The sequence below is a fragment of the Ruegeria profundi genome (assembly GCF_020171505.1).
GTDB classification, from domain to species: Bacteria; Pseudomonadota; Alphaproteobacteria; order Rhodobacterales; family Rhodobacteraceae; genus Ruegeria; species Ruegeria profundi.
Map to the genome: position 1 here is coordinate 200,754 of NZ_JAIUZS010000003.1, position 25,193 is coordinate 225,946.

Here is a 25,193-nt window from a genome sequence, read left to right on the forward strand (position 1 = left end):
GCATTTGTTGCTAGGCGACATCCGGTGCTATGGCCGTTTGAATACGCGCCGCGCCGCCTCAACTTTGGCGCGCACAAAGCAATCCTCAGCGTGATCATTGATCAACCCCATGGCTTGCATGAATGCATAGACCGTTGTTGGTCCTAGGAATTTCCAACCCCTGCGTTTTAACTCTCGTGCAATTGCCTCGGATTCCGGGCTGGTTGACCGGGACTGCGGCGGCGCGAGATTTTCAGGTCGCGGTTCGTAGCGCCAGAAAAAGCTGGCCAGTGATCCTTCGGCCTCAACCATTTCAACAGCACGCCCGGCGTTGTTGATCACTGCGGCGATCTTGCCCTTGTGTCTCACGATGGAGTCATCACTGAGCAAACGATCTACGTCCGCTTGCCCATATGTTGCTATCTTCCGAAAATCGAACCTGTCAAAGGCGGCGCGAAAGCCCTCGCGCTTGTTCAGAATCGTCCGCCAGCTCAACCCCGATTGGAAGCTTTCTAGGCAAAGTTTTTCAAAGAGACGGGTATCGTCTGCAACGGGAAAACCCCATTCTTTATCATGATAGTCCAAGAATTCGGGTGCGGCGCCAGCCCATTTACATCTTGTGCGCCCATCAGGCCCAACAAAAAGCGCGCTCATGCTGCGGCGCCTTTCAGAAACGCCAACCGCGCGTCAGTTCGCCCGGGTGCGACCTCTTGAATGTGGGGCGTCGCAATGCCTTCCGCAACAAACGGGTCAGCGGCCAACCGTTCTTCAAGTTGGGCCCGGTTATTCGCCACGGCAAGTATTGCACCGCCACCCTGAGGTTTCAGGCTGCCGACAACAAGGAAAGCCCCGTCGTCGAATCCTCTTGCAATCCACGCGTTATGCGCAGCCATGTACTCTGCCGCTTTGCTTTTCTTTTCTGTCAGGTTGAGGGTGATGATATACATGATATTTCCGTCTAGGTTTTGATAATTGCGCCATCGGCCACCGCATCAAGCCAGGCCAGCATTTGTTGCGCTTCTTGTTCAAGGAACGGCTCGTCGGGATAGGCGTTGGCAAGGGTTGCCGCACCTTGGCTTCGCGCCAGAATATGCATGGCCAGCGCATCGGCATCCTCTTCTCTGCCCATTTCCTTGAACCTCCGAGCCAGCCAGACTCGGAACAGATCGAACAGATCGCGTGCACCGGACTCGCCGGGATGGTTCAGCTTTGACAATTCAAGAAACAACGTCCCGACGGGGCACCCGTAGGAGCGGATCTTTTGGTTGTTCATCAACAAGATTCGAATGAAGTTGGCGACGCATTTCTTCGGGGAATGGCCTGCTTCGACCCATCCTCCTAGCATTTCCGACCTGTCGCGAATTCGACGCTCGATAACAGCATCCAGAATCTCATCCTTGGTCTTGAAGTGGTAATAGAAGTTGCCACGCGAGATTCCCACGACGCTTGCAATATCTGCGAAAGACGTAAAATCGAACCCGCGTTCATAGATCAGCTTGTCCGCAGCAGTTACAATCTTTTCGCGCCTATCCGATGCTTTCATGCCCGCGTCCTTCCAAGCTTGACCATATTACCATCTGAACCGAGCTTAGCTCTTGTAGTGGAAATTAGGTCTAATGTCCTAAAGAGTCAATCTGTAAAAGTTATGCAAAATAGAACTTTACAATCTTAGGGCGCTTGACCTACTTAAAAAATAGGACAACTGACCTAAGAAAGATAACTATGAAACCCAACTTGTTCTCACCCATCCAAATCGGCGATCTGAAACTTCGCAATCGAATGGTAATGGCACCGTTGTCGCGTAGCCGCGCAACCCCCGAGGGCGTCCCCACCCCCCTTATGATCGAGCACTATCGGCAGCGCGCATCAGCCGGTCTGATCATCACAGAGTCTGCACCCGTGTCGCACCAAGGGGTTGGGTACCCATGCACACCCGGCCTGTACACGCCCGAGCAAACCGCAGGATGGTTGCGTGTCGTGAATGCCGTCCATGCGCAAGGCGGCCGAATTTTTGCGCAGCTGCAGCACTGCGGCCGAATTTCGCACAATAGTCATCAACCCAACGGCCGCGTGCCCGTCGCACCATCTGCCGTCTTGCCGGATGGCGTTGCGTTTACCGCGACGGGATATCAACCCTTTGAAACACCACGGGCTTTAGAAGCCGGGGAAATAAAGGACGTTATCGCGCAGTATCGGCAAGCAGCCGAGAATTGCTTGGCGGCTGGCTTCGATGGTGTCGAGGTTCATGCCGGAAACGGCTATTTGATTGATCAATTCCTGCGCGATGGCACGAACAAACGCGAAGATGCCTATGGGGGAAGCACCAAAAACAGGATGCGTTTTTTGAACGAAGTTCTTGATGCTGTGACTGACGTCTTACCGGTAGGTCGGATCGGTGTGCGGCTATCTCCGGAAAACACCTTCAACAGCATGTCGGATTCTGATCCGCAACGGCATTTCGAGGAAATTGTCGACAACCTCTCTGGAAGAGGTCTTGGGTATCTTCACGTACTGGAAACCAGCATGGATTTTGGTGGGCATGTTGCTGACGCATCCAGGACTGTTGATTACGGCAAACTGCGCAAGCTTTTCTCTGGCCCCTATATCGCCAACAACGGCTACACCAAAGAACGTGCGGAAAAGGCCATTCAGAGCGGTCATGCCGACCTGATCTCGTTCGGAGCCGCGTTCCTTTCAAACCCGGACTTGGTACGGCGCTTTAAGAAGGGGTTGCCGCTCAACAAAGTTGATAAGTCGACTTTCTATACGGGCGGGGCGACCGGATACACCGACTATCCACAGTTTTCTGCGGAATTCACAGACGCAGCTTAGCCGTTCAAAACACCAAGAATCTGAGCCGGGACACCGGCTCAGTATCCGACTGCAACATAAGTTCCGTCTGGTTCATGATGTGCGTTTCACGCTGCGGACGGCCAGGCCTTCTGGCAAGAGGGTGGGCGCTGGTGGCTTCAGCTTTGCCGAGGGTTGTTGGCGGCATGGGCGCTGATCCTGCGCACGCTCCATTCGACGGCATCCCGCATGGTTCTACCCAGAGCGTCGTCAAACGCCTTGACCAGATCCGGGGTTTGGTCGCTGGCCGAAACCACATACTCGCGGAACGAGTTGGATGCGATGATCTTGTCGTCAAACTCGTCAATGATCTTGATATTGATGCGAACTTCGACCCGAATGGTCTTGGTGCCTTCGGTCTCATTAACCACCAGCCCCTGGAATTCTCGAATATCAGGCGCGATGACGTAGTCGGGGCGTAAACCGACCGTTGACCGGCCCACGGCTGCCACCTTGCCACTGTTTTCATAGCTTTCGACCAGCAACGCCTGAACGATCAGCGGTGCGCGATCCACCCAGCGGGCGCGCGGAAGGTATTGCACCTGAAACGGCGTCGGCTGGATTGCGATCTGGTCCGTGTTGACCGCAGCCGTCGCCGTCGGTTCCTGTACCACGATCTGCTTTTGAACACGCGGCAACGCCGAAGAAAATGTGCTTTTGGGCGTCAGCAGATACAGGTCGTTCGGCTTGGACGCCTGCCGCAGTGTTCCCAGACCTGCGCATCCCCCAAGCGACACAAGGGCAAGGACCACAAGAAAATGCCTTATCATTGGCCAAACTCCGATGCTTGTGTGCCCAGAAGGAAACGCGCGGGATCACGTTCAACTCTGTCGACCAGGCGATCCATATTAATGACCAGCCGTTGCGACTCTTCGATAAAGCGGGTGAATTGCGGCAGGCCGACCCGCAAAAAAGTCGATAGCTGGCGTCGATTGTCCTGCACTATGCCATCTATCGTTCCCAACAGTTCTGAGGCAGATTGTGAGGCGCTGAGTACATCGGCCGAGATGTCATCCAGCCGTTCGGTGACATTCTTCACGGTCGCTGAAACCTCGTTGGCCGCTGTTCGGATATCGTCCATCACGACGCCGACATCTTCGTCAAGAATCCTGTTGGCCGAGTCAAATGCGCGCTCGGCGGCGCTGAGCGTGCCTTTCGTCGAGTCCATCGCAACCGTTATTGATCCGAGGGTGCTGTTTGCATTCTCGAATGTCTCGGTAATGACGGCCAGCGACATCTCGGCCTCGTCCGTCAGCACGTTCAGGTTTTCAGCCAGGGTTGAGGCCCGGTCGATGAACGGTTTTACATCGTCTTCTATCACCTCACCCGCGCTTTCAATGACAGTTTTTGCACTGTCCAATGCCGCTGTGGCGGAGTCAGACGCTGCTTTGACGCTTTCGAGTGTGTCGTTGCCTGTGTTTAGTGTTGTTTCAGCGGTCTGGACCAGATTATCCAAACCATCCGTGAAATCCCCGATCTTCTTGGCAGCGCCGCTTAGATCCCCGGATAGGCTCTCAAAATCAGAAAGTGTCCTGTCCAACCGCCCCGAGGCTGCGCCGAGATTGTCCAGAATGTTATTGACCCTCTGGCGGTTTTCTTCGTCGACGACGGCATTCAGGTTTTCCAACAAGGTTACAGCCTCATCCAGCACCTTCGGCGCGCCTTCGAACAACGACTGGATGGCGCTGCGTCTGCTTTGGATGACACTGTTCTGGGGCAATCGTTCACCGCTGGCCGACCCGCCGGTCAATTCCACATAACTGACGCCCGTCACACCAAGGGATTGCAGCTGTGCAATCGTGTCCTCGGTCACCGGGATTTCCGCGTCAACCTCAAGTCTGACCCGCACTTTGGATGGGTCGTCATCGTCGAGGGTCAACGAAATGACTTGCCCAACCGGCAGGCCGTTAAAACTGACGCCGCCTGCTGCTGAAAGCCCCGAAACGTTGTCGAACAAAACGTCATAGTAAGCGTATTGACGCGAGACCTCGAATTTTGCGAGCCATAGGAAAAATCCGAATGCCCCGAGGATACCCGCAAGGGTGAAAGCGCCGATCAGGATGTAATTCGCTCGGGTTTCCATGATCTCTACCTATCGTGCCCCTTCTCTTGCGCCGCGCGCGCCCGGGGGCCGGTAAAATATTCTTGCACCCAAGGATGATCGACTTTGGTCATTTCTTCAATCCGTCCCTCAACCAGCACGCGTTTTTCTGCTAGCACCGCAACGCGGTTGCAAATGGCATACAGGCTGTCCAGATCATGTGTCACCATGAAAACCGTCAATCCCAATGCGTGCTGCAATTCACCGATCAACTCGTCATAAGCAGCGGCTCCAATGGGGTCCAGTCCGGCGGTGGGTTCGTCCAGAAATACGATTTCGGGATCCAGCGCCAGCGCGCGCGCCAGCGCAGCACGCTTGCGCATGCCACCGGACAACTCAGATGGAAATTTCTCGCAGCTGAGTTGCGGCAAGCCGACCAGGCTGATCTTCAGGCTTCCCAAAGCCTGCATCAACTTTTCGCTCAGCCCGGTATGTTCGCGTAACGGGGCCATGACGTTCTGCAATACCGTCAGAGAGGAAAACAGCGCCCCGTCCTGAAACGCCACACCCCAGCGTTTTTCTATCCTGCGCCGCTCCTGTTCGGGGCCATTCAGGACGTCGACACCCAGCACCTCGATACTTCCAGCGGCGGGTTTGTTCAGCCCGACAATCGTGCGCAATAAAACCGACTTGCCTGTGCCCGAACCGCCCACGATGCCGAGCACCTCGCCCCGCCAGACATCCAAGTTCAGGTTCTGGTGAACAACCTGCGACCCGAACTGGTTGGTCAGGTTGCGCACACGGATCACTGCCTCGCGCTGAGCGTCGGTGTCCGAGGTTTGCTGCAGCACGGTCCCGTCCATGTCAGATTTCCAAGGTCGCGAAAAAGATCGAGAACAGGGCATCCAAGGCGATGACCATAAAGATTGATTGTACCACCGAGGCTGTTGTCCTTTGACCAACGCTCTGGGCCGAACCTTTGACCTGCATCGCCTGCCAGCAAGCGATTACCCCGATGACGACAGCGAAGAACGGTGCCTTGATCATGCCGATGGCGAAATGCCAGATGCCTGTGCCTTCCTTCAAACGGGTCACAAACATGCCGGGGCTGATGTCAAGGTCGATCCAACTCATCAAACCGCCACCGATCAGGGCGGCCATATCAGCAACAAAACCAAGGATCGGTAGCATGATCAGCAAGGCCACAACACGCGGGATCACCAGCACTTCGATTGGGTCCAGACCCAGCGTGCGCATGGCGTCAATCTCTTCCTGCACTTTCATCGAGCCGATGGATGCGGTGAATGCAGACCCAGAGCGGCCCGCGACAATAATGGCGGTCAGCAGGATACCCAATTCCCGCAACACCGAGATCGAGATCAGCTCAACCACAAAAATTTCGGCTCCGAACTGCTTTAGCTGCGTCGCGCCCTGAAACGCCAGCACAACGCCGATCAGAAACCCCATAAGGGCAACAATAGGGATGGCTTTTAATCCGACCTCTTCCATCTGCGACACCAACGCAGCCTGACGCAGTCGCCATGGCATCACGATCGTGCGGGCCAACCGATGCAATGTCAGACCCAAAAAGCCCAGCATGGACAGGGTGTCCTTCCATGCTCCGGCCGTGCGTTCACCGACGGCAGCTACCCAATCGACAAAGCTGCGGGGTTGGACCTCGGTACCCGGTTCGTCCGGAATATTCTCGGCCACCGTGTCGAGAAGGGCGGATTGCGCAGGGCTTAACCCTTCAAACCGGATCTCAGCGCCCAGTTTCCGCGAGCGTCGCGCCAGATCGGCAATCAGCCATGCGCCGCCAGTATCCAACGTCTCGACCTTGGACAGATCAAACGTAATTTTGCCCCCTTGCGGCTGAACTGCGGCAAAAGCCTGTTCGACGGTGCCCAGCGATTGGGTCAGCATCTCACCCGAAATACGCAGGCAGACGCCATCTGCGTCACTGTCCGAATGTATCATGGGTTGCGTCATGGGTGTATGTGATGTGAAACAGCGCCTTGCTGCAACGCATTTTTAGAATGTTTGAGGATTCGTCGCCGCGCATAGGCAGTGGTGTAACAATTTGTGCCCGGTCCATGCCTGTTTAAACACCCGTTTCGACGGGGCTGTTTTCCGAAGGGCGCAGAGTTTAGGGTCACCCAAAACTCAGCACACCGAAACGCTTGTCGGGACCAAATAACCAAGACAGGGTTTGCGGCAGGAGCACAGTGTTAGAATCAGAGTTGGCAGAATGCAGAAACCGGGAAATATTCTGTTCATTATCATTGATCAATTGAGGGCGGATTGCCTGCACGGTGCTTTGGCTGATCATGTAGATCTGCCAAACCTGCGCGCGCTTCGGGGCGAAGCCGTCAGTTTTGACCGCCACTATTCCGTCACAAACCCTTGCGGGCCGTCGCGGGCCTCGATCCTGACCGGGCAGTACGCGATGAACCATCGGTCCGTCCGCAATGGCACGCCGCTGCGGCACGACACGCCCAATCTTGCAACTGAAATGCGCAAGGCCGGGTATCTGCCCATGCTGTTCGGTTATACCGACACCTCTGCCGATCCCCGCGTGCATGATCCGAACGATCCGGTTCTGAAATCGTATGAACAACCCATGGCAGGATTCGATGAAATTATCGAAATGCGGTTGGAGGAATCCTATCCTTGGCGATCGCATCTGATGAAGCGGGGCTACCGCTTTGACACCTATTGGGATGTGCACAAACCGACCTCTCCCAATGGAGGCACGCCGCGCCTGAATGATCCGGCACTCTACAAGGCCGAAGACAGTGATACGGCCTTTTTGACGGACGCGTTCCTCAGCAGTATTGCAGCCTACAAAGGTCAGAACTGGTTCGCTCACCTAACTTATATCCGGCCACACCCGCCGCTTGTCGCGCCCGCGCCTTACAACGATATGTACGATCCAGCCACGCTGCCTGAACCGGCCGGGTTTGCCGACGCGTCCAAGGAACGGGCCATGCATCCCTTCTTTGGCCCGGCAATAGACAGGCAAACGGCTGCGGATGTCGTCTTGGGTTTTGAAAGCGTTGATCCCAAGGTTGAGAATATTCAGATTCTGCGATCCGTTTATCTGGGGCTCGCGACCGAAGTGGATCACCATATCGGGCGCATCATCCAGTTCCTCAAGGAAAGCGGTCAATACGACGACACGCTGCTGGTGGTCACGTCAGATCACGGAGAGATGCTGGGTGATCGCCACAGCTGGGGCAAAATGACGGTTTATGACGCGGCTTATCATACGCCCTTGATCATCCGGTTGCCAGGTAACGAAGCGCAGTCAGGATCGGTGGTAACTGCGCCAACCGAGTCGATCGACATAACTCCGACCATTCTGGAATGGGTCGGTCAACCTGCCCCGAACGCAATGGACGGGCGGTCATTGATGCCCTTTTTACAAGGTGAAGAACCCGAATACTGGCGCGGCTATACTTTCAGTGAATTGGATTTCGCCGATCCTGAAACCCCGTCGGTGTGGCAACAGAAGCTGGGAACAGGCGACAGCGAGTCGTGCTTGGGCATTCTGCGTAACGAACGCTTTACGCTGGTCGAGTTCGCCGCTGACCTACCGCCACTATTGTTCGATCATGAAGGCGAAGGAGAATTGCAGAATGTTGCGGACGACCCAGCCTATGCCGCGGAATTGGCGCGTTTAGGGCGGCAGATGCTGCGACATCGGATGCGCAATATGGATCACACGTTGTCGCTGCATTCGCTAACGCCAGACGGCGCAAAATTCAAACCGCGTTACTAATGCAACCTGCGGTGTTCTTGCCCCCTACACCCGCGATTAATCCAATGCTACGCATAACTTGTCGGGAGGGCGAAGTTGGACATTACAGATCAACAGATAAAGTCTATGACAAGCGCGGGCCTGAACCTGATCGGACAGGCGCTGTCGATCTATGACAGCCAGCTGCGTCTGGTGGTCAGTAATCGCCGCTTTCAGGATATGTTTGATCTGCCGGATGAACTGGTTCAGCCCGGAGCGTTGTTCGCAGAAACGATCCGCTATCTTGCGTCACAAGGTGAATACGGCACGGATATCGACGTAGAAGAAGCTGTTAATCAGCGCGTTCAGCAGGCGCTGACTTTTGAGCCGCATTACTTGGAGCGCGTCCGGGCAAATGGCTGCGTGATCTCAGTCGAAGGTGCGCCGCTACCCAAAGGTGGATGGGTGTCCGTGTATACCGATATTACAAGCACCAAAAAGGCGGAGGCACTGCTGCGCGCACGTTCAGAGGTGTTGTCAGGGCAGTTGCTTGTTCGGGCCGAGGAACTTGCCGCCGCCAACCGAAAGCTTGCCGCAACAAACACAGCCCTCGAGGAAGCAAAACGCCAACTGATCGAGATCGAAGCCCGGACTCGTATGACGACCGAGATGATGCCGGCCCATATCGCCCATCTGGATGCCGACGGGCGGTATGATTATTCGAACCGCCGTCTCAGCTCGGTCATGCCGGGGCGCCCGTCCGAAATTCTCGGCATGCACATCTCAGAAGCACTGGGCGCTTCGGCCTTTGCCCGCGTCGAACCCCACTTGCAAAAAGCCTATGGCGGCGAAACGTCGGTGTTTGAGTTTACCGAGGACCAGGATTCGCGCCGTATCCGCGTATCGTTTTCTCCGGATGAAGAGGGCGGCGTTTATGTCATGTCGGTCGACATCACCGAGGAAACGCAAGCACGTGTGGCCCTGCAACAGACGCGGCGCCGGGCAATGGCGGCGCAAATGACCAGCGGACTGGCGCATGATTTCTCGAACCTTCTGACTATCATTTTGGGCATGCAGTCCCGACTGGAAAAAATGGACCTGCCCTCAGAGGCGCATGAACTGGTTGCCGCGACCCAAAAAACCGCCCGAAGGGGTGGACAATTGCTAAACCGGATCGCGGATATGACCGGAAACCGAACGTTTCAGCCCAAAGCAACCGATATGCGCAGCCTGTTGGAAGATTTGCGTGTTCTCGCCTCACCTTCTTTGCCGCGCGGTGTCGGCCTTTCGATGGTGAACACCCTGCCGGACGAGGCACTATTGTTGGATCCGGGCATGGTTCAGGACGCGCTATTGAACCTTGTTCTGAATGCACGCGATGCGTGTGGCGGGTTCGGACAAGTCACAATCAGTGCGCATAAGATTGGTGACATCTGGATCGAAATCTCGGTCTCGGACACGGGGCCGGGGTTTTCGAAGGAAGCGTTGGAAAAAGCGCTGAACCCATTTTTTACGACCAAGGGCAGCAAGGGCTCGGGGCTGGGTCTGCCGATGGTGTACGACACAGTAAAACTGGCGGGCGGCGACCTGAGTCTACGTAACACGCCCTCGGGTGCGATGGTATCGATGCGTTTGCCGTATCGCCCTGCTCCGCCAATTCAGGACGGGCTGGTTCTGCTGGTCGAAGATAATGACGATCTGCGCGGGCAGTTCCGTGATATGCTTGTGGAGCTGGGGTTTTCCGTGATCGAGGCCACATCCGTCGACGAAGCACTGGCCCTGACAGCCGATATACAGGATATCGCCTTGGTGTTGTCGGACATTCGGCTGGAAGGGCAGGGAACCGGCCTTGAGTTGCTGGCACAGCTTAAACCGGGTTTGCCGTGTGTTTTAATGACGTCTTTGCCGTTTTCTGACCCGTTGCACCAGCAGGCGCTGACTCTGGCCCCGGTCCTGAGTAAACCGTTCACCCGTGCGCAACTGTCTGCACTCATCCGTACCGAGGCCCCCTCATGACGCAACCGTTGATCACAATTGTCGATGACGAACCAGAAATTCGTCGCGTTCTGACCGATGCTTTGGAAGAGGCAGGATTTCGTACCCAAAGTTTTGCCCGGGCACGGGAGTTTGAGGCCGCGCTGAAACGTGTCACGCCGGATGTGTGCCTGGTTGATCTGTCTTTGCCCGATACGGACGGGCTGGCGCTTGTGCACCGGCTGGCATTGGAACGGGGGGCCGCCGTGATTATCATCTCTGGCCGGGCGCAGGTGCAAGACCGCGTAACAGGACTGGAGCTTGGGGCGGATGACTACATCACCAAGCCGTTTGACCCGGCTGAGGTCGTGGCCCGCATCCGTGCCAGGTTGCGATCCCCCAGAATACAGAACTCTCAGTCGGACGTGGCCGGTTTCAATGGCTGGACTGCGCATTTTGATCGATATGTTCTGATCGATGGCGACGGCAAAGAAACACCGTTTAGTCATGCCGAGGGCGAAGTTCTGCGCCTGTTTTTAGACAGCCCCAAACGTCTGATCAGCCGTGCACAGATGCAAGAAGCCCTTGGCGGTGCAGCTGGAGACAGCTTTGATCGCGCGATGGATGTTCGCATCTCTCGGTTGCGGACCAAGCTGGGGGAGAATCCCAAAAACCCACGCCTGATCAAGACAATCTACGGGGCCGGGTATATTTTCCTGGGTGATGTCGAATGGCGATAAAGCGCCTATAAACTTTCGTAGAACAGCTAAACATAGAAGTCAAAAAGATGAGTTTTATATTAAAAGACAATATATTAGTGTGAAACAGGATAAAGCCGCCCATACCGGATGTTTGCGGAGATACCGCGCAGAGACTATCTGGGTTCGGGCTATGGATTCTTGGCGCGCTGGGGCGTAACAAGCGGCAACTTGTCCATCCGCCGCAGGTTGGCAACGGAAAAAGGCCATTTCTGTGCTTGGGAAAAAGCGTTCAAAGGGTTTTGGAGAATAAAATGATCAAAAAAACCTGGGCCAAATGGCAATCAGGCCATATTGGACGCCTGCTGGGGGAAAGCTTCCGCAATCAGGGTTGGCTGTACGGGATCGCGATGGTGGCCATGGTTGTGGTCGCCGCGACCACGGCGGGCACCGCATGGATGATGGAGAACATCGTCAACGCGATGACCGAGCCCGAGATGCGGGGTCAAGTCTATCTGATTGCCGCAGCCGTGCTTGCTTTGTTTTTTGGCAAGGCCGCCGCGTCCTATGTTCAGGCCGTTTTCTTGGCACGGGCCGGCAACCGGATAATTGCCGTTCAGCAGGAACGCCTGTATGCGAAACTGATCAAACGCGGTGTCGGCTTTTTCTCAAAGAACGAGTCCTCCAGCCTATTGATGCGCGTCACCCAAGGTGCGCAGGCAGCGCGACGGTTGGTCGATGTGATCGTCACCAGCTTTGTGCGCGATTTGCTGACATTGATCGGCCTGGTTTTTGTAATGATCTATCAGCAACCGCTGCTTTCGGTGTTGTTTTTCATTGTAGGCCCAGTGGCATTGATCAGCGTACGTTTCCTGCTCAAACAGGTTCGGTCGATCATGAAGTCCGAGATGAAGTCACTGTCCGAGATCTACAAGGTCCTGCAAGAAACCTCTGGGGGCATCACGATCATCAAGGTCTTCTCTTTGGAAGACCACATGGCCGGACGTATGAACAACGCTGTCCGGTCAGTTGAAAAGCGCGCAAATTCAATTGCGAAACTCCAGTCAATCGCAAGCCCGCTAATGGAGTTCCTTGCGGGTCTTGCAATTGCCGCCATACTAATAATCAGCACAATTGGCTTCGCAGGCAGCGAACCTACGACCGCTGGCCAGTTGATGTCCTTTATCACCGCGCTCTTGATGGCGTATGAACCAGCAAAACGTCTTTCCAAGATGCGCGTTGTCATAGAAACGACTTTGGTTCCCATCGACATGATGTTCTCATTGCTGGACGAAGAAGAACCGATGCGGGAAAGACCTGACGCGAAGCCTCTGGCCCCTGGCCCCGGGGAAATCCGCCTTCGGGATCTGAACTTTGGATATGCGGGAAAACCTAACGTCATCTCGGATATGAACCTCACGTTCCAAGCTGGGAAAACCACGGCACTGGTCGGTCAGTCCGGTGGCGGTAAGTCGACAATCTTTGGCCTGATCATGCGGTTTTACGATCCAGATAGCGGGGCGGTCGAAATAGATGGCCAGGATCTGCAAGGCGCAACTTTTGAGTCGTTGCGCCAAAAAATTTCCTATGTTGGGCAAGAGACGTTCCTGTTCTCAGCCTCGATCATGGAGAACTTGAGGTTCGCACGCCCAGATGCGACAGACGACGAAGTGGTGGAAGCGGCGCGTGCGGCCCATGCGCACGAATTCATCTGTAAGATGGAATATGGTTACGACACGCAGGTTGGCGAAAACGGGGCATTTTTGTCCGGTGGGCAAAAACAGCGGCTCGCCATTGCCCGCGCGATCTTGCGCAAATCTGAAATCCTGTTGCTGGACGAAGCCACCAGTGCACTTGATGCGGAATCCGAGACGCTAGTGAAAACGGCGCTGGAAAAGCTGACCGAGAATGTAACAACGATTGTTATCGCTCATCGGCTGTCGACGGTGCTTGAGGCGGACAAGATCGTTGTCATTCAAGAGGGTGCCGTCATCGAAGAAGGCAATCTGGACACCCTGATCGAGAATGATGGTGTGTTCCGGCAATTGTTCGACAAACAGTTCAGGCAACCAGCCTCTTAGGGGAGCAATCGTTCGGAGCACAAGGCCCCGTTCATTTGCCGCGCTAGAACGGGTTCCAACCGCTTCTCTCTATTCACGCAGGGCCCTGTCTTTGATTTTGACAACCGGTTGAAGCAGATAGTCCATAACCGTTTTCCGGCCTGCCAGGATGTCGACTTCTGCAATCATTCCGGGGATTATTTCTACGGCCAGTCCATCGGCGTCCAACATCGAATTGCTAGTCTCAATCTCAACAACGAAAACCTCTTCATCATTGCGCTCGGATCGTGTGATTGTGTCGGCGCCGATACGTGTGATCTGACCATCCAACGCACCGTAACGTGCAAAGTCATAAGCGGTTATTTTGACCTTGACCGACTGTCCGGCATGCAGAAAAGCGATGTCATCCGGTCGCACATAGGCTTCGACAAGCAGAGTGTCGTTCAAAGGAACAATTTCCAGTAACTCCTCACCGCTGCGTGCCAACCCCCCGATCGTGCTGCGATGAATGCGGTTAACGATGCCGCGGACCGGAGATCTTATCTGCGCCCGTTCAGCCCGATCGCGCAGGGCGGGCAAAGCTGGCTGCAAGGCAGCAAGTTCCGTGGTTGCCAGTGCCAGATCGGTCAAAGCCGCGCTCCGAAACCGGCTACGGGTTGCTCGGATGCGATCATCGATTTCCTCAAGCCCGGTTTTCAACCTGTTGGTTGCGGCGATGGCCCGGGTACGGCGACCCTCCCATTCGGCCTCACCACGGCGAAGGGTCAGAAGCGTCGTGGCTGGCTCCATGCGCTTTTGGACCAACGGCTCCATCATAGCGCGTTCTTCGGCTAGCAAGCTGAGCGTTTGATCAGCGGTGACACGGTCCACAAGGCCTTCTTCGTATTCCTGTTGTCTTTGCTGCCGTTGACGTTGCAGAATGGCGATTTCTGCTCTCAGCTCGGCTTGTCGCCCCTGATAGAGTGCGGTTTCTGATCGCACGACCGCAGGAGCGCCTTGGACCAGGGCCGCCGTAAACTGAAGGTCAGTACCATCAATCTCGGCCTGCAAGCGTTGAGTGCGCGCCATCAAGCCAAATGCGCGCTGCTGCTCCTGGCCCAGTTGGCTGTCGATTTGGGTTGTCTCAAACTCCATCAGCAATGCGCCTTTTTCAACCACTTGCCCCTCACGTATCTTCAATGATTGCAGAACGCCGGGTTCAGTGGCTTCAATCACCTGAATGTCTGCCGAGGGGACAATTCGGCCGTCAACGCGGGTCACGTCGTCCAGCTCGGTGAGATGCGCCCAGAGCCCCAGTGCGCCCAGGCAAGAAGTGATGACCAACAAAAGCAAGGATCCACGTATGGGTGAGCGACCGCGCATTTCACGGGCGAGCGCGGCAAGGTCAGGATGCCGCGACATTCAGGTGCCTCCGTGATTTGCGGGCATGTTGGGCAAGCATGCTTTTCGGTCCGTCAGCGCTAATGCGCCCGTTCTCGACCACAATGACACGGTCGACCAGTTCCAACAGGGTGGTGCGGTGTGTCACTATTACCATTGTTGTGTCTTGCGTCGCGCGTTTAAGGCGTTGGATCACGTTTGCTTCGGTTTTTACGTCCATCGCGCTGGTCGGTTCATCCAGTAGCAAAACCCGAGGACGCCCGACTAACGCCCTGGCTAATGCAATGGCTTGTCGCTGCCCCCCTGAAAGGCCTTCACCCCGCTCTGTTATTTTCTGGTCATATCCACTGGGTGTATTGGCTAGAAAGTCTTCGACCCCTGCCACCTTACCTGCATGGATCAGGTCCTGATCACGCGCTCTGACAGCACCGCTGTTTATGTTTTCGCGTACAGTGCCGGAAAACAGCCAGATATCCTGTAGCACGGATCCAATATTCCTACGCAAATCGCCGGGATCAATCTGACGTATATCTGCCCCATCCAACATGACCGACCCCGCGCGCGCTTCGTACAGCCCAAGCAACAGGCGACCAATAGTGCTTTTCCCGGAGCCTATTGGTCCCAAGATCGCGACTTTCTCCCCCGGTTCGATCGAGAATGAAACTCCGGCCAATGTGTCGTGGGGCTGATCCGGGTAAGCAAAATGCACATCCTTAAAGGTGATACGACCTTCGCAACCGTCCCGACTGACCCAGGTGCGCCCCGGCGGTCTTTCGCTTTCGGCCTGCATCAGTGCATTGAGGCTACGGTAGGCACTTCGCGCCTGATTGACGCGTGTCAACGTCTGGGCAAGTTGGCCCAATGGGGCCAGGGCGCGCCCCGTCAGCATCACCGAAGCGACCAATGCCCCCATACTGGCCTGACCGTCTGTTATCAGAAAAACGCCAAAGAAGACGATCAGCACCTGCGCAGCCTGTTGGGTGAAACCAGTCAAATTCAATGCGAACTGCGTCACCGTCCGGCTGCGAATGCCGTGAGAAGATTGGCGTTCTATCGCGTTTTCCCAGCGTGTCCTCATTTGCCGGGCGGCTGAGGTGGTTTTGATAGTCTCAAGCCCTGATACGGTCTCTACAAGGACGGATTGTTTGGATTGACCGTCTGAGAAACTCTTTTCTGCTAGGCGCGACAACAGGGGCTGTATTGCGACACCGGTCAGAAGGACAAACGGAACAGCGAGCGCCGGGACAAGCGCCAATTGTCCGCCAACCAGGTAAATGACAAAGACGAAAAGGGCGATGAATGGTAGATCAACTAATGCAACGAGTGTTGCCGAAGTGAAGAATTCTCGCAGCGTTTCGAACTCACGAACGGTACTTGCCATGGCGCCGGTGGATCCGGTTCGGGATTTCATGCGAATGTTCAAAATTTGATCGAACACGCGCCGTCCCATCAGCAGATCGGCCTTTTGCCCGGCGCGATCAATGAATCCTGCACGCAAAAGTTTTAAAACGAAATCAAACCCAAGCGCGAGGCCGACCCCGGCCGTCAGAGCGATAAGGGACTCGGTGGCCTCGTTTGGCAACACACGGTCATAAACAACCATGATGAAGATCGAGGTCGACAGGCCCAGCAAGTTGGCAAGCGCTGCGGCAAGGCCCACCTGTGTATAGGACCATCGGTTCGCTGCCATTGCCGACCAAAACCAGTGGCCAGAAACAGGGGCGTCGCCAGTTGCCACGTCTTCTTGGTGATTGCGACGAAACAATATGGCATATCCGGTGTATATTTGCCTCAGCGTGTCTTCCGAAACTTCACCGATTCCATCACCAAGAGCCGGATCAAATACTAAGAGGTACCCATCTTTTGTGCGGCCATGGTAGACAATGGCCTTTTCATCTTCCAAAACCAATAACGCAGGTGCCAAGTTTGCATCAAAGTCCCCCAACTTGCGTTTGCCATATCCGGCCTGCAAACCCGCTCTCTGAGATACCTCGATGGCGTCGCGAAGGGTAAGCTCTCCTGTCGGTCCAGATTGCGCGGCATACAAAGTTGCAAGTGTTATCGGGCGGTCAAGTTGGGCCGCGACGTGTAAAAGGCAGGCTTCAAGAGGCGAAAGCTCAGCGCCGTGCGAAATGGTTGCTGGCTTTGTCATGGGCCGTCCTCACGCCATTCGATTGTTGAAATGCCCAGCAAATCCAGAATATCGCCCGTCAGGCTAAGCGCAGCGTAATTGGTAAGAAAAAAGCTCTGCTCGGCCAGGATCAGTCTTTCCTGCGCGTTTACGTAGTCTTTTTGGGCATCAAGGATTTCGATTAGGCTACGCCGTCCAATTGTGAATTGAGCCCGCACCGCAGCCACACTGTCGGCGTTGGCTTGAACCGCAACCCGAGCGGTCTGCAAACGAACCGCGCCTGCCTGTTGATCTGACCGAACGAGTTCGAGTTCGCGGCGGATACTCCGAATGACCGAGTCACGGGCGAATTCAGCCTCTTTGACCTGCGCTTCGGCGGCAGCGATGGTGGCGCGACGCTGGCCTGTGCTGTCGATTTCGTAGTTAAGCGATAGATCGACACCGAAATTTGCATCACTGCTGTTGTCCATATCGGCAAAGGCTGCCAGCTGAACCTCAGGTTGGCGTCGCGCAAGGGCAGCCGCTTGCGCCGCCTTCGCAGATAGCAACGCCGCGTCTGCCCGGCGAACCTGCGGGCTGTCTAAGACTATCTGCGCATCGGTTCTGAGCAATGTGGGTGCGGCGACAGGCGGCGGTAGCGTTGTCGGGGTGGAGCCAAAAAGCTCACGAAACTGGGCATCCGCGCGATCCAGACGCGATTGGGCATCTGCCAGCCTTGTCCGTGCGTCAGCCATACGCGAACGGGCTGTCAGAACATCTGCGCTGGACCCAACACCCTGTTCTGTCCGCTCCGTAATCTGCTGCTCTAACTCTTCGTGGACCGTGACATTTCGGGCAGATCTTTCCAAGATTTTTCGCCTGTCCAGAACCAAGACATACGCTTCGATCGCCGAAAGCGCGAGTGCTGCAGCGGTTTGCAATTGATCGCCACGGCTTTTCAGAACACCTGCTTTCGCCGCAGCCAGATCATTCGATGCAGCACCGCCGTCATAGACAAGCTGCGAAATACGCAGGTACGGAGTAACGTCGGCTGTGTTTGTGTCGATTCGCTCGGACCTGGCATTTACGCCTACGGAAAATTGCGGCAGGAAAGCGCCTTTGGCGGCGTCTTCATTGGCTGCAGCTACCTCAAGTCGCGTGGCCCTCTGTGCCAATTCGGGACTCGACTCAACAGCGGCCCGAACAAGCTGCCCAAATGCGCTTTGCGCAAGCTGAGGCGACGGAACGCTTGCCCCAACGCCGACAGATCCACGGGACAGTGACATTTCAACCCCGGTCGGGTCCGGCGTGGATGTGCACGCCGAACACAGAGTGGCGAAGCCGATAAAGAGTGCAAAACTAGCATTGCGGTTGCTTATTAGCATCGGTGCTTCACACCCCATTGGTTCCGAGAAAATCGTCAGTCGGCGCGTTGGCCATGGCGTGAAGGAAACTGGAAATTTCTAAATTTTTAGTATATTTGCCCTGCGATTTTTCCTGCCTTAGTTGTTGCTGCGCCTGTGCTATCCACCTGCAATGCGCAAGGGAAACCTGATGCGCGTGGATCAATTGCAACGCGCCAGACTCGACCAGCCTAAGTTTTTCAGCTTGTTTCAAAGTGCTTAGTCGCTGCGCCGACACTGCAAACGTTCCGGGGGCTAAGTCGATCCCGTCATATGCAGCAAGTGGTTCAAACAGCCCAAGCTTGTCCACCATTTGACAAAGGGCTTGGGTTGCCTCTCGCGCAGCTGCGCGAGCACCCAAAAAGGCTTGTACTTCTTGTAGGGCGGGTGACAAGGCACCGGTCTTGTCAAAGAACGTTTCGTCGTTTGGATCGTTGCTGACTAGGCCTGATGCTTCATCTACACATAACCTAAACATCGATTTACTGTCTGACGAATCTCGCCCAACCGGTTCAGCCCGAAATGGATAGCAGCGCAAGTCTGATGGAACATAGGCTGCCATCCATCGTCCATCTCGGGATACGAAAGGGGTGGGCATGTTCGCCAAGAACGACAATATAACGTGCGGCTCGAAACCCGCTTGGTCTTTTTTAAAAAAAATTGGAAAAGCCGACGCTGCCTGCAAGACTTCTTGAAGGACAATTGCGCAATCAGTGCGGTCCATCGCGAATTCGTAAGAGGTGAAACGTCTCCAGTACATAAGCCCATGTCGGGTGAAAGTAACTGGAACGTGGCCATTCTGCGCCATGTTGTTCCCCATAAAAATGATTGGCTGCCGTTCAGGTTGAACGGCAGCCGATTGAAATGGTTAAGAAGTTGCGCCGGTGGGGTCTGTATGAAGGATGTTGTCCGCACTTAGACCATTCAGGTCATCAAGCCCGCTGAAATGTGCATTCGTTTCGACCGACGCAGAATCCGCGGTAGTGTAATCGACCTTGAACAGGGCACTGTCCGACCCGTCTGTAGCCATCACAAAAAGCTCATCACCGGCCTGAATTCCAGCGAAGTTTTCAACGGCGGTTTCGATCGTGTTTTCGGACAGATCGCTCAGGACCGTTGTCAGGCCAACAAATCCGGTATCCGCACCAACTGCGTCTCCATCGGCCAGGCTTTCAAATCCGGTTCCGTTACCACGCAGGTCCTCTGCGTTCAGCCCACTAAACATCAGCCCATCAGTCACATCGCTTGCGTTGCCGATTGTGAATCCCGTGATGGTATCAACACCGTTTGCAGCCGGATCAGCTTCGAACACAACAAGGTCGCGCCCGACTTCCGAGAGGTCAATCATATCATCCCCGTCTTGTCCGCGAATGACGTTGTCGACGGCGGTTGCAACCAACGTATCGTCCCCATTTGTACCGATCTGGAAGACGGATGGCCCGCCTTCGGGGGTGGTGATCGACAGCACAATAGGCTGACTGGGGTCGACTACGGTCATGTCGAACGTCACCAGAGGCTGACTGAGGTCTGTGAAAGTCGTTGCAGCGGCACCGAAGCTGATCATCGAGCCACAAATAGGGTTGGATGTAAACAAGTCGAACGACGCATTGCCTGTGTCCGATCCGGTGTTAAAGGTCACAACGGATGGGTCAAAGCCGAGGTCAACCGAAAAGTCTAAGCCGGTTGATATATCACGGTCAGCATCGGCGTAGATTGCGAATGTCAGGGTGTTTCCGCTCATCCCTGTCTGGGCAATCACATAGGCCGCCGATTCATGCGCCGTATTTTGATCTGACGCAGGCAATGGATCCGGGCCACCGGACACCGCGGCGTTCGCGGTGAAGTTCAAATCATCGCCAGCATTGATGTTGGTAAACTCCGTGTCCGGGACCGCCAGAGACCAGGTTCCATCGGCGCCAACAGTCGCGGGGCCGACCGAATTTCCGTTCAGCGTAACATCCACTATCTGACCTGCACTTAGCCCAAGCGAGGTACCGGAAACCATAACACCCGAGGCCTGTGCGTCGGTCAGCGAAACCGCATTGTTCGTTCCAACAGCGTTGATCGTCAAGATCGGGCGAAAATCCGTGGTGAACGCGGTCGCGGCCAGTATCGCCGGATTCCCTGCGAGATCAGACACGTTGGCCGAGATCGGATAGCTTGTACCGTTTGAGAGCGTGGTCAAATCAGCTGATGGCACAGTTGTGGACCAGACTCCGCCGGAAGCGGTTCCGGTATAGCTTTGACCGTTCAAAGTAACAGTAACAGTTTGCCCGTCTTCCGCGCTGGTTGTCCCCGTGATCACGAGGTCACTTGCTTGCTCAACCAAGTCCAGTTCTGATCCAACGGGTAGGGGATCGATCGTAACGGTTGGCGCGGAAAAATCCGTGCTGAAACTCGCAGTACCGACCGCGCTGTTGCCTGCTGCATCAGACACCGAAGCCGCGACTTCATAAGCAACGCCATCCTGCAAAGCGCTCAGATCTGCGGCCGAGGCGGTATAGGCCCAGCCGCCGCTGCTAACTGTTGCGGTGCCGCTGACGTCAACTGTCCCGTCGGGTCGGGTGATTTCGAATGTGATGACAGTGCCATCCGGGGCATCGGAAAGACCAGTGACAATCAGGTCTGTCCCTTGTTGCGCAGCATTCATGACAGCGCCATCCGGCACGCTTGTGATGCTAATCGACGGTGCGGTGAAATCAGTGTCAAAGTCGCCTGTGGCCTGAACCGCAGGATTCCCTGCCGCATCTGACACGTCTGCGGTAACTGACACAGTCGCCCCATCGGACAAAGCAGCCAGGTCAGCCGCAGGTACGGTGACTGACCAAGCCCCGCCGGACACCGTGGCTGTATAGGTGCTACCGTTCATCGAAATGGTCACTGTCTGACGGTTTTCTGCAGTGGTAGACCCTGTGATGGTGAGATCGGTACCCTGCTCAGTCGCGTTCAAAAAGGCACCCCCTGAGAAACTGTCGATCGACAGGGTCGGAGCGGTGGCATCTTTGGAAAGAGGCACACTGGCTTGAGGTGCCACTAGCCCGTCAGCGTCTGAGACGTCCGCGGTGATGGAAAAGCTTCCACCGTCCGCAAGCGCCCCTAGGTCCGCAGCGGGTACAATCACGCTCCAGCTGCCGCTTGTGACTGAGCCGGTATAGGTTTGACCGTTCAGGGTGACAGTAACTTGCTGTCCGTCTCCTACTTTGTCGGTGGTTCCTGAGATTGTCAGATCCGATCCAATCTCGACAGCATTCAGAACTTCGCCGACAGAAAGGGGGGAGATCGCGACGGACGGTCCCGTCAGGTCCACCGGCACCGAGGCTGAAACAGGAACTGATATGTTCCCGGCCGCATCGCTTACCGAAACACTGATCGCCGCAGGGACACCGGTTGACAAACCTCCAAGATCGGCGGTTGGGATTGTTACGCTCCAGGCACCGCCAGATGCCATTGCGGAATAACTTTGCCCGTCGAAGACAACCGTCACCGGCTGACCGTCAACCGCATTGGTCGATCCGGTAAGGATTAGATCGCTGCCAACGTCGATTAGTTCAATGGACCCGCCCGCAACCGGGTCGAGTGAGATGGTGGGGGCTGTGAAATCTGTATCAAAGCTGCCATTGGCCTGCATTGCGGAGTTGCCGGCTTGATCCTCGACGTCAGCAGTGACAGCAACGGTTGCGCCGTCTGACAGGCTAGCCAGATCGGCGGCGGGAACGGTCACGCTCCACGCTCCTCCGGAAACGGTGGCCGAATAGGTCTGCCCATTGATCGTAACCGTAACGTTCTGTCCGTCTTCGGCATCTGTTGTACCGGTTACCGCTAGGTCGGTAGACTGCTCTGAGGCGTTCACCACCGGCCCGTCGGAAAACCCTGTGATGGTCAGGGTCGGAGGAATTGTATCGACGTCGAATGTAAACATCTCGGTCGCCAGTTCCATGCCTTCGGAGTCGAGATTGCGAACCGTCACGGACTGAACGCCTTGCGGCAGGCTGGCAGCTTCGGATGGGCTCAGCGAAATGGTCCACATGCCGTCACTGTCGGGTGTCACAGTCTTGGTGATTGTGCCGATGGTGATCTCGACAGTGTCGGTATCGGTTGGCGCAACCAAGCTCGTACTCGCGCTGCTTAGAGTACTGCCTTGCGCGCCTGCAAGGTTGAGAACCGGATAGGTCGGTGCGGTGACTGTTGTGTCATCGCCGCCTCCGCCACCGCCACCGCCACCTGCGGCAGCAGCTGCGGCTCCGGCAAGGCCAAGACCACCCAGAGCCACCGTTGCAGCACTGACGCCCCCGGCGGCAGCAGCGGCTGCGCCACCAGCTTCCGCCAGGCTCAACTGCGCAATCTCGGAGACTGCCCCTTCGGCAATCATGATTGCGCCGCTGTCCAGCACTTGCACATTTTCGGCCGCAACGACCATCTTGCGTCCGTCCGCCAATTTCAAAACGACATCTCCGTTGTCCAACAGCTTGACCGATCGCACGCCTGGAATGGTCTCTGCGAATTGAAATGCATACAGCTCCTCAATCGTGGCCTGTGCCAATGCCGGTAGCGCCAGAATCGTCGAGCCAAGCCCACCTGCAATGCTGCGCCCGGCCCATCGACGCATCTTGCCGTCGATCCACTGACGGATTTTTTGCTTACGCTCGAAATCAGGCTGAACGTCATTCGGGGTGATCTGGGTTTCAGGTGCTTTGGTCATCTTGCCCTCACGTGTGGCGTCCGCATTTGCCGGATGGAGTCTGGATTCTTCATCTGTCCTTGCCTTTGCAGGCTCATGCGGTCGGAGTAGAAAAATTGAAACAAACTGAAGCCGAACTTCTCGTTTTTTCCACAATCCAGCTTTGGTTTCGCGCTGCGCATCAGATCATCCTTGAGTCGGTGTCAGGTGTGGTGTGGAGAAATTGGACATGATGCTTCAGTTCGAAGGTGTGGTTGCAACGGGGAGCGCAGCGCTCGATTCAGGTATCGGTGATACGGCTTTAAAAACGTTTAATGGCGAAACTTACCTGTATGGGGTGACCGGCCCAGGGGGCGGTGTTGCGGTTTGGAAGTTGGTCGAAGGTGCTCTGCCGCAGCTGCAGGATACCGAGTTTTTCAGCGGTACGATCACGTTTCAGGTTGGTGACATTGGTGTGCCTGTCTCATTGGCGGGGCGTGATCTGCTTGCACTGGATATACGCTTGGCGACCGGGTTGGTCGGGTATGAAATGAACCCTGACGGAACTTTGGGTGACTTGTCAGAAATTGCTTCGTTGCCCGGCGGTGGGGATATCGCGGCGGTTGCTCAGTTCGGAGACGTGCTGACCGTTGCACATGAGAAAACAGGGCAGGTCGCAACATATACAATTGGCGCCGACGGCAGTTTGACCCTGGCAGCATCTGTAACGGCAATGGCGGATTCAGTGCAGGTGCTTGGGGCAGGGGCGGATCACTTTGTGGTCGCCGCAGATGGCGTTAGTAACGTGATCAATACGTTCAGTGTTGATCAGACGACCGGGGCCATGACAGTGGTGGACAATAGCGATGCCCTCTCGACCTTGGGGATTGCAACGCCCACAGCGGTCGAAGTGGTTCAGGCCTATGACCGGTCATGGGTCGTGGTGGCGGGGGCGGGTAGCAACTCGCTTAGCGTAATGGAGCTTCGCAGTGACGGGCGTCTGATTCCCACGGACCACGTACTGGACTCGCTGCATACACGTTTTGAGTCGGTGCAGGACCTTGCGGTCGTCGAAGTAGACGGGCATGTGTTTGTTTTCGCCGGTGGCGGAGATGACGGCGTATCCCTGTTTACAATGACGCCTGCTGGCCAGCTTGTACATTTGCACAGTTTCGAAGACACGGTGCATAGCGGACTGCAAAATGTCGAAACGCTGAGCGTCGCCCGAGTTGGGAACGAGCTGCAAATTCTTGCAAGCTCTCAGCAAGATGCAGGGTTGACGCAGCTTAGTGTTTCAATCGCAGACCTTGGTATCGTCCGCGAAGGGTTTGGTACGATAACCGGAACGGCGCAGAACGATATGCTAAGCGGCAGTTTCCTCGACACCACCCTTTTTGGCGGCGCAGGAGATGACATTCTGATCGCTGGCATTGGTGCAACCACCATGAACGGGGGTGCTGGCGCAGACATTTTCGTAATGAAATATGGAAGCGATCCAACAACGATCAACGGGTTTGAAGCTGGCATTGATCGGTTGGATTTGTTCGACTATCCGCTGCTGCGCACACCGGGTCAATTGTCATTCACGGCCACGGCCAAGGGTGCGCGGATCGAGTTTTTCGACGACGTTATCATACTCAATTCATCATCTGGCCGCCCGTTGACCAGTGCCGAAGTGTTTGGTGCCGGGTTCGGAGGGCCGGATCACGTCCCTGTCGACTTCGGGGATTTTGGCGGGTTGGACCCTGGCAGTTCGAACGGGGTGCTCGGCGACGTATCAATCAACTCTGAGACCGGAAACACCGGGTTGTCAGACGCTGAGATCAGGTTTACCCCAGATGGTGGCGGCACGATCAGCGTTCGAGCTGACGAAGATGGCCGGTTTGATCTTGGCCTGCCCTCAGGGACATTCGAGGGCGAGTTGGATATCGTCAAAACCTACTCAACAGCCAGTTCGAAAATCACAGCGTTGGATGCTCTGCAGGTTCTGCGAATCTCGGTCGGACTGGATCCGACTTGGGGGCCAGCGACGCCCGAAAATCTGATTGCAGCAGACATTACGCAGGACGGAAGAGTCACAGCCCTTGATGCTTTGGTGATTCTGCAGACCGTAGTTCAACTTCCCACTGCATATGATGCGAAATGGGTGTTTCTCGACGATGATGCAGATCTGTCAGGCATAACCGCAAGAAACGTGCGCTATGAAACCGGAACTGATGTCACCGTTATGGACAATATCCTGACCACGGACATGACCTCAATCCTACTCGGGAACCTGGAACCCGGGTGAAACCGCGATCAA

General features: G+C 55.7%; 18 protein-coding genes. 6 read left to right on the forward strand and 12 right to left on the reverse strand.

What is annotated here, in order from left to right; all coding sequences use genetic code 11:
* Window positions 1-27: 27 nt before the first annotated feature.
* Genes LCM21_RS07150 through LCM21_RS07160 form a run of 3 tightly spaced genes read right to left on the reverse strand, consistent with a single transcriptional unit; the run spans window position 28 to window position 1,522 of the window.
* Entirely contained in the window at window positions 28-633 is a 606-nt protein-coding gene (locus LCM21_RS07150; protein ID WP_224889981.1) for a DNA-3-methyladenine glycosylase I, read from the reverse strand.
* A complete protein-coding gene (locus LCM21_RS07155) occupies window positions 630-926 on the reverse strand; it encodes a YciI family protein (protein ID WP_224889982.1) in 297 nt (98 codons plus the stop codon). The genes LCM21_RS07150 and LCM21_RS07155 overlap by 4 nt, the downstream gene beginning before the upstream one ends.
* Before the next feature lie 11 nt (window positions 927-937).
* Complete coding sequence (locus tag LCM21_RS07160; RefSeq protein WP_224889983.1) at window positions 938-1,522, reverse strand: TetR/AcrR family transcriptional regulator; 585 nt, start codon at window positions 1,520-1,522, stop codon at window positions 938-940.
* A gap of 179 nt (window positions 1,523-1,701) precedes the next feature.
* On the opposite strand from LCM21_RS07160, the gene LCM21_RS07165 reads away from it, so the two are divergent.
* Entirely contained in the window at window positions 1,702-2,811 is a 1,110-nt protein-coding gene (locus LCM21_RS07165) for an alkene reductase (protein WP_224889984.1), read from the forward strand.
* 137 nt (window positions 2,812-2,948) lie between these two features.
* On the opposite strand, the gene LCM21_RS07170 is transcribed toward LCM21_RS07165, so the two are convergent.
* The 4 genes from LCM21_RS07170 to LCM21_RS07185 are packed head-to-tail and all read right to left on the reverse strand — an operon-like array spanning window position 2,949 to window position 6,847.
* The gene (locus LCM21_RS07170; RefSeq protein WP_068333074.1) at window positions 2,949-3,599 is read right to left on the reverse strand and encodes an ABC-type transport auxiliary lipoprotein family protein; all 651 of its coding nucleotides are present in this window, start codon (window positions 3,597-3,599) and stop codon (window positions 2,949-2,951) included.
* Entirely contained in the window at window positions 3,596-4,912 is a 1,317-nt protein-coding gene (locus LCM21_RS07175) for an MlaD family protein (protein ID WP_224889985.1), read from the reverse strand. Before LCM21_RS07175 ends, LCM21_RS07170 begins: the two co-directional genes overlap by 4 nt.
* Window positions 4,913-4,917: 5 nt before the next feature.
* Entirely contained in the window at window positions 4,918-5,733 is an 816-nt protein-coding gene (locus LCM21_RS07180; RefSeq protein ID WP_068333080.1) for an ABC transporter ATP-binding protein, read from the reverse strand.
* A 1-nt stretch (window position 5,734) separates the two neighbouring features.
* Window positions 5,735-6,847 (reverse strand): ABC transporter permease, encoded by a 1,113-nt coding sequence (locus tag LCM21_RS07185; protein WP_224889986.1) that lies wholly within the window; start codon window positions 6,845-6,847, stop codon window positions 5,735-5,737.
* A gap of 271 nt (window positions 6,848-7,118) precedes the next feature.
* Between LCM21_RS07185 and LCM21_RS07190 the strand changes: the two genes are divergently transcribed.
* The 4 genes from LCM21_RS07190 (at window position 7,119) to LCM21_RS07205 (ending at window position 13,362) form a co-directional block, all read left to right on the forward strand.
* Entirely contained in the window at window positions 7,119-8,651 is a 1,533-nt protein-coding gene (locus LCM21_RS07190) for an alkaline phosphatase family protein (RefSeq protein ID WP_224889987.1), read from the forward strand.
* A gap of 105 nt (window positions 8,652-8,756) precedes the next feature.
* Window positions 8,757-10,625, forward strand: a complete 1,869-nt coding sequence (locus LCM21_RS07195) for a PAS-domain containing protein (protein WP_224889988.1) — start codon at window positions 8,757-8,759, stop codon at window positions 10,623-10,625.
* The gene (locus LCM21_RS07200) at window positions 10,622-11,323 is read left to right on the forward strand and encodes a response regulator transcription factor (protein ID WP_224889989.1); all 702 of its coding nucleotides are present in this window, start codon (window positions 10,622-10,624) and stop codon (window positions 11,321-11,323) included. Before LCM21_RS07195 ends, LCM21_RS07200 begins: the two co-directional genes overlap by 4 nt.
* 272 nt (window positions 11,324-11,595) lie before the next feature.
* Entirely contained in the window at window positions 11,596-13,362 is a 1,767-nt protein-coding gene (locus LCM21_RS07205) for an ABC transporter ATP-binding protein (protein WP_224889990.1), read from the forward strand.
* A gap of 69 nt (window positions 13,363-13,431) precedes the next feature.
* On the opposite strand, the gene LCM21_RS07210 is transcribed toward LCM21_RS07205, so the two are convergent.
* The 5 genes from LCM21_RS07210 to LCM21_RS07230 all read right to left on the reverse strand — a co-directional run bounded on the left by LCM21_RS07210 (window position 13,432) and on the right by LCM21_RS07230 (window position 22,933).
* Window positions 13,432-14,742, reverse strand: a complete 1,311-nt coding sequence (locus tag LCM21_RS07210) for an HlyD family type I secretion periplasmic adaptor subunit (RefSeq protein ID WP_224889991.1) — start codon at window positions 14,740-14,742, stop codon at window positions 13,432-13,434.
* Window positions 14,726-16,873 (reverse strand): type I secretion system permease/ATPase, encoded by a 2,148-nt coding sequence (locus tag LCM21_RS07215; protein WP_224889992.1) that lies wholly within the window; start codon window positions 16,871-16,873, stop codon window positions 14,726-14,728. The genes LCM21_RS07210 and LCM21_RS07215 overlap by 17 nt, the downstream gene beginning before the upstream one ends.
* Complete coding sequence (locus LCM21_RS07220; RefSeq protein ID WP_224889993.1) at window positions 16,870-18,117, reverse strand: TolC family protein; 1,248 nt, start codon at window positions 18,115-18,117, stop codon at window positions 16,870-16,872. The genes LCM21_RS07215 and LCM21_RS07220 overlap by 4 nt, the downstream gene beginning before the upstream one ends.
* 106 nt (window positions 18,118-18,223) lie before the next feature.
* Window positions 18,224-19,054, reverse strand: coding sequence for a SapC family protein (locus LCM21_RS07225; protein WP_319003906.1), 831 nt, complete (start codon window positions 19,052-19,054; stop codon window positions 18,224-18,226).
* Window positions 19,055-19,102: 48 nt separating this feature from the next.
* The gene (locus LCM21_RS07230) at window positions 19,103-22,933 is read right to left on the reverse strand and encodes an Ig-like domain-containing protein (RefSeq protein WP_224889995.1); all 3,831 of its coding nucleotides are present in this window, start codon (window positions 22,931-22,933) and stop codon (window positions 19,103-19,105) included.
* A 208-nt stretch (window positions 22,934-23,141) separates the two neighbouring features.
* Here LCM21_RS07230 and LCM21_RS07235 point away from each other — a divergent pair, with 208 nt between their 5' ends.
* Window positions 23,142-25,181: a dockerin type I domain-containing protein gene (locus tag LCM21_RS07235; protein ID WP_224889996.1), complete on the forward strand. Its 2,040-nt coding sequence runs from the start codon at window positions 23,142-23,144 to the stop codon at window positions 25,179-25,181.
* The last annotated feature ends 12 nt before the right edge of the window (window positions 25,182-25,193 follow it).